The following is a 9,985-nucleotide window of genomic DNA, read 5'->3' as shown; positions in this document are numbered from 1 at the left end:
CGGCGGCGCCGGCCGCGAGCCCGGCGAGCAGCACCGCGAGTGCCCGCCGGTGGCGGCGGGCCAGGCCGAGGGCGAGGAGCGGCAGCACCGCCCAGACGGCGTCCATGGGCCGCATCAGGGCCATGAGTGCGGCACTCACCGCCAGGCCCCACAGGGTGCCCCGGTCGGCTCGCTCGGCGCGGGCGCGCAGGAAGCAGCCGACGACGGCCAGGGCGCCGACGGCGACCCAGTAGTTCGGCATGGCCTGCGGGCCGTAGAACAGGGTGATCCACAGGGAGGCGAAGAGCGCGCCGGCGAGGGCGAGGACGCGTACCGGGAACAGGCCGCGCCAGGCGCGCAGGGCCAGGTACAGGGCGAGGCCGGACAGGAGGGCGAGGTATGTCCGCAGCAGTGCCGTGGAGGTGGACCAGGAGGCGACGGGTGCGACGAGCAGGGAGACGCCCCGGGCCCGGGGTGCGCTGAAGAAGGCGGCGGGGGCCTGGGGGCTGACCTGGCTGACGTACACCGTCTCGTCCCAGCCGAGGCCCATGCCGGGCCGGACCAGGAGGAGTTGGGCCAGGGTGAAGGCGGCGGCGACGGCCGCGAGCGGGGCGGTGGCAGGGACCGGCCGGGTACCGCCGGACGGGCGCGGTGAGCGTGAGCGCCGGAGTCCGGCGAGTGTGGCGTGCGCGCTGCCGGCCATCTTCACCCCTCTGTCCCCGCGGCGTGTGGAGACCCTGGTCACCCTACAACCCGTAGGGTCGAGGACGGGAGTCGGGGAAAACACCGTCAAACTACCCCGAATACCTGCCTGATGCCGGGCGGACGGGGCCATCCGGCCGACGGCACTACGCGCTGTAAGGTTGGGGCATGGCTGGCACAGGGGCCCGCGGCAGGGCGGAGCGGCGCAGCGCCGGTGAGCTGGAGAGCGAGGTACTGGCCACACTCTGGGCCACCGAGCGGCCCCTGACCCCGGCCGAGATCCAGGCCGAGGTCGACGGGGCGCTCGCCTACAACACGGTGCACACCATCCTCAAACGCCTGTACGACAAAGGGCTGGTGCTGCGGGACGCCGCGGGGCGGCGCGGCGCGTACCGGCCGGCGAAGAACGCGGCCGAGCTGACCGCCGAGGCGATGCACGAGGCCCTGGACCGGGGGCCGGACCCGATCGCCGCGCTCCAGCAGTTCGTGACCGGGCTGAGCCCCGAGGAGGAGCGGGCGCTGCGCGAGCTGCTCGCCGGAGGCGGCGCATGAGGTTCGACGTGTACACCCCGCTGGTGCTGTCGCTGCTGCTGTCGGTGGCCGGCCCGCTGATCGGCCGCCGGGTCGCTCCGGCGCTCGCCGCGCGCGTGCTCACCTCGGCGGCCGTGCTGACGGCCGCGGCCACCACCTGGTCACTGGTCCTGCTGGCCGCCGCGCTCCTCGGGTACGCGCCGCCGGTGATCCGCGAGGCCCGCGAGGACGGGCATCCGGTGACGGATCCGGTGCCCGAGGCGATCGGCCTCGCCGCCTGCCTGGCGCTGGTGGCGATCGCCGTACGGGTGTACCGGGCCGTACGCGCCGAACGCCGCACCCGGCGCGCCCTGCGCCGGCTGTGCGCGGGGCACCCGGCGGACACCGAGCTGATCGTCGCCGCCTCCGAGGTGCCACAGGCGTTCGCGGTGCCGGGCCGGCCGGGCCGGATCCTGGTCACCTCGGCGATGCTGCGCGCGCTGGAGCCCGCCGAGCGGCGGGTGCTCCTCGCGCACGAGCGCGCCCACCTCGCCCACCGGCACGGGTCGCTGGTCACGGCGGCGACGCTCGCGGCGGCGGCCGACCCGCTGCTCGGCCCGGTACGCACGGCCGTCGGCTTCCTTGTGGAGCGGTGGGCCGACGAGCAGGCCGCGGCCACGGTCGGCGACCGGCCGGTCACCGCCCGGGCGCTGGCCCGGGCAGCGCTCAGCGCCGGCCGGACCCGCACCGCCTGCGCCCTGCACTTCACCGACCGGGCCGTCACCCGCCGGATCGCGGCCCTGCAGACCAGCCCGCCCCCACGGCTGTGGTCCGCCGCGGCGGCCGTCCTCCTTCTGGGCACCGTGTCCGCGCTGCTCGCCGCCGACGCGACGGGGGACCTGCTGCGGCAGCTGTCCGGCGTGCTGAACTGAGCGAGCCCGGGAGAAGCACCCCGAAGGACGTCAACTCCCGTTCGGCGCCCGGTGCGGCGGCTGCTCAGGAGCGGCACGGCGAACAACCGGCGGTACCGCCCGCACCGCCGGCTCATCGCCGCTCACGGTGAGCCGCTCGCCATGGTGCCGCAGGGTCAGCGGCGGCCCGTCCAGCAGCGCGTACGTCGCCTTGTCCGCGCCGATGTCCACGCGCAGCCGCCGGCCGCGGAACTCCACGTTGAAGGCGAGCCGGCTCAGCCGCTCGGGCAGGCGCGGCGCGAACCGCAGGCGCTCGCCGTCGCGGCGCATCCCGCCGAAGCCCGCCACCAGCGCCATCCAGGTACCGGCCAGCGAGGCGATGTGCAGCCCGTCGCGGGTGTTGTGCTCCAGGTCCTGCAGATCCATCAGGGCCGCCTCGGTGGTGTAGGCCCAGGCGAGGTCGAGATGGCCCGTCTGGGCGGCGATCACGGCCTGGCAGCACGCCGACAGCGAGGAGTCCCGCACGGTCAGCGGCTCGTAGTAGGCGAAGTTCCGCGCGACCTGCTCCGCCCCCTCCGCGCCTTCGTCGTCGTACCCCTTGTCGAAGAAGTCGCCGCAGGTGTACATGGCCAGCACCAGGTCGGCCTGTTTGACGACCTGCTTGCGGTAGAGGTCGAAGTAGGGGAAGTGCAGCAGCAGCGGGTACTGGTCGGGGCGGGTGCCGGTGAAGTCCCAGCGCTGGTAGCGGGTGAACCCCGCGTGCTGTTCGTGGACGCGGAGTTCGTCGTTGTACGGGACGTGCATGGCCTCGGCGGCGTCCCGCCAGGCCGCGCTCTCCTCCTCGTCCACGCCGAGCCGTGCCGCCTCGCGCGGATGGCGTTCGACGGCGTCGGCCGCGCGGAGCAGGTTCTGCCGGGCCATGAGGTTGGTGTACGTGTTGTCGTCGGCGACCGCGCTGTACTCGTCGGGGCCCGTGACGCCGTCGATGTGGAAGACGCCGTGGGCGTCGTGGTGGCCCAGCGAGCGCCACAACCGGGCCGTCTCCACCAGCAGTTCCACGCCGACCTCGCGCTCGAACCGGGTGTCGCCGGTGGCCTCGGCGTAGCGGACCACGGCGTCGGCTATGCCGGCGTTCACATGGAAGGCGGCGGTACCGGCCGGCCAGTACGCCGAGCCCTCCGGTCCCGCGATGGTCCGCCAGGGGAACGCGGCGCCGCCGAGCCCGAGTTGGGCCGCGCGCTCGCGGGCTTCGTCCAGGGTGTTGTACCGCCAGCGCAGCGCCTCGGCGACCGCCGCGGGCGCGGTGTGGGTGAGTACGGGCAGCACGAACATCTCGGTGTCCCAGAAGGCGTGCCCGTCGTAGCCGGAGCCGGTCAGGCCCTTCGCGGGGATGGCGCGCTGCTCGGCGCGGGCCCCGGCCTGCAGGACGTGGAACAGGGCGAAGCGGACCGCCTGTTGGACCTGCTCGTCGCCCTCCGTCTCGACGTCGGCGCGGGTCCAGAAGTCGTCCAGGCAGGCCCGCTGGTCCGCCAGCAGGCCCTGCCAGCCGTCGTGCGCGGCGGCGGCGAGCGCGGCGTCGACCTGGTCGGCCATCGCGGGCAGCGAGCGGGTGCCGGACCAGCCGTGCGCGACCAGCTTCTCCACCCGCAGGGTCTGCCCGGGCTCCAGCACGGCGGTGACGGTGAGCCGGGCCATGTCGGTGCCGCTCTCGCTGCGGGTGGTGGTGCGCTCGGGGCCGCTGACGGCATGGTCGGCGGCGACGGCCACCCTGAGGCCGCTGCGCCGGGTGCGGTGCACCAGGCGCAGCCGGCCGCCGAAGGCGAAGTGGTCCTCCTGCTCCAGTGGCGACTGCAGTGCCATGGCCGCGCGCGGGTCGCCGTCGGACTCGGGCAGGGGCTCGTTGGCGACCAGCTCGGACTGGATCACCACCCTGCTGCGGCAGCCGACGGCCTCCACCTCGTACGCCACCGCGGCCACCGCCCGCTGGGTCAGCGACACCAGCCGAGTCGAGCGCACCCGGACCGTGGAGCCGGCCGGGGAGGTCCACTCACAGGTCCGCTCCAGCACCCCGCGGCGCAGGTCCAGGACCCGCTCGTGAGCGACGAGCCGCCCGTACCGGAGGTCGAACGGCTCGTCGTCCACCAGCAGCCTGAGGATCTTGCCGTTGGTGACGTTGATGACCGTCTGGCCCGACTCCGGATAGCCGTAGCCGGCCTCCGCGTACGGCAGCGGGTGCACCTCGTGCACGCCGTTGAGGTAGCTGCCGGGCAGACCGTGGGGCTCGCCCTCGTCGAGGTTGCCGCGCCAGCCGACGTGCCCGTTGGACAGCGCGAACACCGACTCGCTCTGGGCGAGCACGCCGAGATCGAGGGCGGTCTCCCGTACGGCCCACGGCTCCACACTGTACGACCGGTCGGTGATCACTGCTTGCCTCCCAGTTCGGCGAGATCCCGCACCACGATGGTCGCGCCGTGCGCGTACAGGGCGTCGGCCTGGCCCACGCGGTCCACGCCGACGACGTACCCGAAGCCGCCCGCACGTCCCGCGTCCATGCCGGCGAGCGCGTCCTCGAAGACGGCGGCCCCGGACGGTTCGACGCCCAGGTCGTGGGCGGCGGCGAGGAAGGTGTCGGGGTGCGGTTTGCCGGGCAGGTGCCGTTCGGCGGCGACCACACCGTCGATCCGTACGTCGAAGAAGTGCTCGGCGCCGACGGAGCGCAGTACGTCCTGGCAGTTGGCGCTGGAGGAGACGATCGCCGTGCGCAGTCCCTCGGCGCGGACGGCCTCCAGATAGCGCAGGGTGCCCTCGTAGGCCTCCACGCCGCCGGTGCGGATCCGCTCCAGCAGCAGGACGTTCTTGCGGTTGCCGAGGCCGTGCACGGTACGGGCGTCCGGCGGATCCTCCGGGCTGCCCTCGGGCAGGTGGATGCCGCGCGATGCGAGGAAGGCGCGGACGCCGTCGGCGCGGGGGCGGCCGTCGACGTACTCGTCGTAGTCGGCGACCGCGTCGAACGGCCGCCCCTGCTCCCCCGTGTAGTTGCGCAGGAACGCGTCGAACGTCTCCTTCCAGGCGGCCGCGTGCACGACGGCCGTCCTGGTGACGACCCCGTCGAGATCGAAGAGACAGGCCTGGATGGTGTCGGGCAGACCGAGCTGAGTCATACCCAGCACTGTTCCCCATGGGACGCCGTCCAGTGAGTGGCGCACGCCACACACCGCGCGAACTCCTGGTGACACACTCTGCAGTGTGCCGCTGACCTTCGACGACCTCATCGACCGTGCCCGTGGCCTCGTCCGGGACGGCCGGCGTGCCGTGCTCGGCCTCGCGGGCAGCCCCGGGGCGGGCAAGACCACGCTCGCCGAGCACCTGGTGCGCGCCCTGAACGCCGACGGCCCGCCCTGGGCCGCGCACGTGCCCATGGACGGCTTCCATCTCGCCGACGTCGAACTCGAGCGGCTCGGCCGCCGGGACCGCAAGGGCGCGCCGGACACCTTCGACGCGGCCGGGTACGCGGCACTGCTGCGGCGGTTGCGCGAGGACACCGACGACGTGGTGTACGCGCCCGGGTTCGAGCGCGTGCTGGAGCAGCCGATCGCGGGCGCGATCCCGGTGCCGGCGGCCGCCCGGCTGGTGGTGACCGAGGGCAACTACCTGCTGCTGACGGAGGGTTCGTGGGCGCGGGTGCGGCCGTGCCTGGACGAGGTGTGGTTCTGCCAGGCCGACGAGGACGAGCGGATCCGCCGGCTGGTGGCCCGGCACGAGGAATTCGGCAAGGACCACGAGACGGCCGTGGCCTGGGTGCTGGGCACCGACCAGCGCAACGCCGACCTGGTGGCGACGACGCGGGAGCGGGCGGACCTGGTGGTGCCGGCGGGCGTGCTGCCGGCACCGGTGCTCCCGGAGCGCTGACGACGCTCAGCGGCGGAGGGTGAGGGACGGCTCCCCACGGCTGTCGCCCGCCACCGCGCCGACGACCGCCGTGAACGCCTCCGTGCGGACGACGAACCCGTCCGTGCCCTCCTCCGGCGCCGACCCGAACACCGGCTCGAACGCCGCTCCCGGGCCGTACCGCACGGCGAACACGTGCAGGCCCTCGGGCGCGCCCGGCGCCGGTTCGGCCTCCAGGGCGCTGGAGGAGACCAGATGGCGCCAGCCCTCGTCGGGGTCGCCGTAGCCGCGCGGGTCGGCGGCGAGCGCGAACGCGGCCTGTTCCTGGGTGAGTTCGGCGCGGGCGTCGAAGTGGTCGGGTCCGGAGTCCGTGGGGTGCGTGAGGCGCAGGCCGCCCGCCGAGGTGACCTCGCCCTCGGCGGTACGGCGCACCCGGTCGCCGTCGTCGGCGGCGTACGGCAGCCCGGACAGCAGGTACGGCGCCCCGTCGAGCCGCTCCACGGCCACCGTCACCCACAGGCTCGTGCCGTCGGTGACGTACAGCGAACGCACATGGCGCAGGACGTGGTCGCGGTCGACGACCGGCTTGGTGACCAGCTTCGCCGCGAGCCCGTCGGCCCGGACGTCCGCGACCCGGACCTCGCCCATGGGGCGGCACAGCAGGAAGCCGTCCGTGACCGGCCCGAACCCCTGCCGGCGGCGCACGGCCGCGGGGAGGTGGTAGGTGCCGCCCGCCTCGACGAGCGAGGGGGTCATCCGGGTGTCGAAGGCCACGGACACGGTGCCGGAGCGCAGTTGGTGGCGGTGGGGCGTCGTCGACGGCGTGCGGTGCCAGGGGGTCGGGTCCTGGATCTGCCAGACCAGCATGAAGGCGAAGTGCCCGTCGATCCGGCCGTCCCGCTGGACCGCGTGCCGCCCCCAGCGTGTGTCACCCCGGTAGCGGCCTAGGTCGGCGCCGATCCGGGCCCCGAAGTACCGCAGGCCGAGGACGGATTCGAAGCCGGAGTGCTGTTCGCTGTAGCGGGGGCCGCCGTTGTCGTAGCCGCCGGACGTCAGCCGGGCGTCGATGTACCGGGCGAGGGTGTCGCCGTCCTCGGCGAAGATCCGCTCTGCGCTGACCCGGTGGGCCTGAGCCAGGAAGGACAGGGAGATCGGGCCGTAGTTGTTGTCGTAGGCGCCGCCGTGTTCGGGGGGAAGAAGGGCGCCCCGGTCACGGACGCGGTGGGCGCGGATCTCGTCGGCGTACAGGCTCAGGGCACGTGCCCGGACCGACGTGCCCTGTCCGTCCGGGAGATGGCGGGCGAGCATCAGGCCACCGACGACGCAGCCGATGGCCTGGTTGCCGGCCTCCTGCGGATTGAAGAAGGTGGCCTCGGTGAGCCACCGCCAGTAGCCGTGCGCCACCTCGCGCAGTTCCCCGCGCTGTTCGTCGTCCAGAAGGCCGTCGGCCGCGTCGAGGACGTTGACCGCCTGGAGCAGCGCCCAGACCGTACTGGGCCAGTCACCGATCGGGTGCGCGCCCGCTTCGAGTACGTAACGGGCGTACGGCAGACCGGAGTTGGTGACCCTGAGGTTCGGATAGCCGGGGTTGTCCCCGGTGTACACGCGTTCGCGCAGATGGAAGACGAGACTGCGACGGACCGCCTCCGGCAGCCGGGGATCCTTGCCGCGCCGCCAGGCGAGGGCGAGCAGCGAGGTGACACCGAGGGAGGTGTCGCCGATGTCGTCGTGGGCGCCGGGGTGTTCGAGGCTGCCCTGGGGGGTCATCCGGGCGAGGGCCTGCTCGGTGACGTCGGCGAGGACGGCGTCGTACGCCTCAGGGGTGTCCGGCAGGTCGTGCAGCGGGCCGCGCTGGTAGGGCAGATGCATGCGGTTCAGCCCTTCGTTCCGGTGGTGGCCAGGCTTGCCACCAGTCTCTTGCGGGAGACGGGGAAGCGGATGAGCGTCGGGGCGAGCGCGAGTGTCGGCAGGGCGAACATCGCGCCACCCACGCTGGGCGCGGCGTTGGAGCGCGCGGATCCCTCCGCCGAGCGGGACGACACGCCCCGGCCGTCATCGCCGCCGCGTTCGCTCCTGTGAGGCCGGGACAGGGCATGGGCGTTTCTGTGCGACCGGCGCCCCGCGTTCACCCGCCGACCACGCGGAGCTCACCGGGACCTCCCCGGCGGGTCACACCACAGCCCTAGATATTCACCCGTTCAACTTCTTCCCCCTGCTTCTCCACGGGATCGCACACGTCGGCACATCCGGACGGGCACCCCCGTGGACGACTCGAGAGGCACAGGCATGCCGTCACCTGCCGGGCACCCCTCCTCCGTGCCGAACCGGCGCGGGTTCCTCAAGACCTCGCTGGCCGCGTCGGCGGGTGTGCTCGCCGCCCCGGCCGTCGCCTGGCTGCCGGCGGCCGACGCGAAGGCCGCCACCGCACCGGCCGCGTTCGTGGACGACTACAGGACGAACGTCGTCGCCAACCTCACGCCCGAGACCAACGCGGTCGTCCGGATCCTCGGCGGCTTCGCCCAGGTGTGGAAGACCGGCTCCGCCTGGAACTCCGGCACCCCGCTGCGCCCCGACGTCCTGCGCGCCGACCTGGACTACTGCGCCCGCGTCACGCGGACGCGCACCGACGCGCAGGCGAAGGAGGCCTTCGTCCACGACCGCCAGCACCAGAGCTACGCCCTGATCGCCGGCCTCGGCCCGCTCGCGGGCCTCTACAGGGCGGGCGCGAAGGCGGTCACGTCGATCACGAGCGCGCCCGACGGCACACCCGCGACCACCGTCGGAGACGCCGTGCCCGCCGACGCCCCGGCCGGCTCGGCGCTCGGCGCCGGCGCCCACGACTCGGCCCTCGGCAAGGTCGCCGAACTGGTCGACACCGTGCGCGGCCCGTACGCCTCAGGCAACCCCGCCAAGTACGCCTACCAGTACCCGCGTCCGTGGCGCCTGACCGAGGACAGCGAGGTCGTCGACACGGGGAAGACGGACGCGTTCGGCTTCCCGGTGTACGACTCGCCGGTGGTCGTGGCCCCGCAGCTGCTGCGTCAGCGCGGCACCTCCCCGGCCGACGACGGCGGCTTCCCGAGCGGCCACACCAACGCCTTCCACCTGGCCGCGCTGGCCTACGCCTACGCCGTACCCGAGCGCTTCCAGGAGCTGGTGACCCGCGCGTTCGAGCTGGGCCACACCCGGATCGTGGCGGGCATGCACCACCCCGTCGACGTCATCGGCGGCCGGATCATGGCCACCGCGCTCGCCGCGGCCACCCTGGCCGACCCGGCCAACGCGGATCTGAAGGCCGCCGCCCGCGCCCAGGCCCTCGCCTGGTTCACCGCGCAGACCGGCACCACCGTCGACACGCTGTACGCCTACGCCCACACCGGCGCCGACCCGTACGCCGACCGGGACGCCAACGCCCGCGCGGTGCGGCCCCGGCTGACGTACGTCCTGACCCGGCAGGGCCGCGATCTGCCGCTGACCGTGCCGAAGGGCGCCGAGGTGCTGCTGGAGACCCGGCTGCCGTATCTGACGGCCGATCAGCGCCGCGAGGTGCTGCGCACCACCGGACTGCCCTCCGGGTACGTCCTCCTCGACGGCTTCGAGCAGTGGGGCCGGCTGAACCTGTTCGCCGCGGCGGACGGTTACGGCGCCTTCGAGGCGGACGTCTCGGTCACGCTGGACGCGGCGGCGGGCGGTTTCTCGGGGGCCGACGCCTGGCGCAACGACATCGACGGGTGCGGCGGCCTGACCAAGCGCGGCACCGGCTCGCTGACGCTGAGCGGCCGCAACCGCTACACCGGCGGGACGGTGCTGGCCGAGGGCGCACTGGTCGCCGGTTCCGAGGACGCCCTCGGCCACGGCGACGTGCGGCTCGCGGGCGGCACCCTGCGCGTGACCGAGCGGCTGCGGGTGCGCGGCGCGTACACGCAGGACGCGGGCACGCTGGAAGTGACCCTGCGCGCGGGCCGCAGGGCGCCGCTGACGGTCAGGCACCTGGC

At 74.1% G+C, this 9,985-nt stretch carries 8 protein-coding genes and 1 pseudogene; 4 read left to right on the top strand and 5 right to left on the bottom strand.

What is annotated here, in order from left to right; genetic code table 11:
- Nucleotides 1-682, bottom strand: a pseudogene (locus ABT288_RS47825) (hypothetical protein); the annotation flags it as partial.
- 167 nt (nt 683-849) lie between these two features.
- Here ABT288_RS47825 and ABT288_RS47820 point away from each other — a divergent pair.
- Together ABT288_RS47820 and ABT288_RS47815 are read left to right on the top strand one after the other, a co-directional pair.
- Nucleotides 850-1,233, top strand: coding sequence for a BlaI/MecI/CopY family transcriptional regulator (locus ABT288_RS47820; protein ID WP_351622792.1), 384 nt, complete (start codon nt 850-852; stop codon nt 1,231-1,233).
- Nucleotides 1,230-2,123 carry a M56 family metallopeptidase gene (locus ABT288_RS47815; protein WP_351622789.1) on the top strand — a complete coding sequence of 298 codons (894 nt, stop codon included), beginning with the start codon at nt 1,230-1,232 and terminating at the stop codon, nt 2,121-2,123. Before ABT288_RS47820 ends, ABT288_RS47815 begins: the two co-directional genes overlap by 4 nt.
- Nucleotides 2,124-2,153: 30 nt before the next feature.
- Here the strand turns inward: ABT288_RS47815 and ABT288_RS47810 are convergent, their stop codons facing one another.
- The gene (locus tag ABT288_RS47810; protein ID WP_351622786.1) at nt 2,154-4,526 is read right to left on the bottom strand and encodes a glycoside hydrolase family 65 protein; all 2,373 of its coding nucleotides are present in this window, start codon (nt 4,524-4,526) and stop codon (nt 2,154-2,156) included.
- Nucleotides 4,523-5,263: an HAD family hydrolase gene (locus ABT288_RS47805; RefSeq protein ID WP_351622783.1), complete on the bottom strand. Its 741-nt coding sequence runs from the start codon at nt 5,261-5,263 to the stop codon at nt 4,523-4,525. The genes ABT288_RS47810 and ABT288_RS47805 overlap by 4 nt, the downstream gene beginning before the upstream one ends.
- A gap of 85 nt (nt 5,264-5,348) precedes the next feature.
- Here ABT288_RS47805 and ABT288_RS47800 point away from each other — a divergent pair, with 85 nt between their 5' ends.
- Complete coding sequence (locus ABT288_RS47800; protein WP_351622780.1) at nt 5,349-6,011, top strand: nucleoside/nucleotide kinase family protein; 663 nt, start codon at nt 5,349-5,351, stop codon at nt 6,009-6,011.
- Between the two features lie 6 nt (nt 6,012-6,017).
- Here ABT288_RS47800 and ABT288_RS47795 read toward each other — a convergent pair whose 3' ends face one another.
- Nucleotides 6,018-7,859, bottom strand: coding sequence for a hypothetical protein (locus ABT288_RS47795; protein ID WP_351622777.1), 1,842 nt, complete (start codon nt 7,857-7,859; stop codon nt 6,018-6,020).
- A 5-nt stretch (nt 7,860-7,864) separates the two neighbouring features.
- Nucleotides 7,865-8,032, bottom strand: a complete 168-nt coding sequence (locus ABT288_RS47790; RefSeq protein ID WP_351622774.1) for a hypothetical protein — start codon at nt 8,030-8,032, stop codon at nt 7,865-7,867.
- Between the two features lie 244 nt (nt 8,033-8,276).
- On the opposite strand from ABT288_RS47790, the gene ABT288_RS47785 reads away from it, so the two are divergent.
- A partial coding sequence (locus ABT288_RS47785; RefSeq protein WP_351622771.1) for a phosphatase PAP2 family protein occupies nt 8,277-9,985 on the top strand: 1,709 nt, incomplete at its 3' end.

Origin of the sequence: Streptomyces sp. NPDC001093, assembly GCF_040298985.1 — a bacterium.
Taxonomy (GTDB): Bacteria; Actinomycetota; Actinomycetes; order Streptomycetales; family Streptomycetaceae; genus Streptomyces.
The sequence above is the reverse complement of the archived record's forward strand: the minus strand, read 5'-3'. Positions and strand labels throughout refer to the sequence as shown.

Excerpts from the sequence above, each read along its gene's own strand:
- ABT288_RS47805 (WP_351622783.1), bottom strand. The coding sequence starts at position 5,263 with ATGACTCAGCTCGGTCTGCCCGACACCATCCAGGCCTGTCTCTTCGAT.
- ABT288_RS47820 (WP_351622792.1), top strand. The coding sequence starts at position 850 with ATGGCTGGCACAGGGGCCCGCGGCAGGGCGGAGCGGCGCAGCGCCGGT.
- ABT288_RS47815 (WP_351622789.1), top strand. The coding sequence starts at position 1,230 with ATGAGGTTCGACGTGTACACCCCGCTGGTGCTGTCGCTGCTGCTGTCG.
- ABT288_RS47795 (WP_351622777.1), bottom strand. The coding sequence starts at position 7,859 with ATGCATCTGCCCTACCAGCGCGGCCCGCTGCACGACCTGCCGGACACC.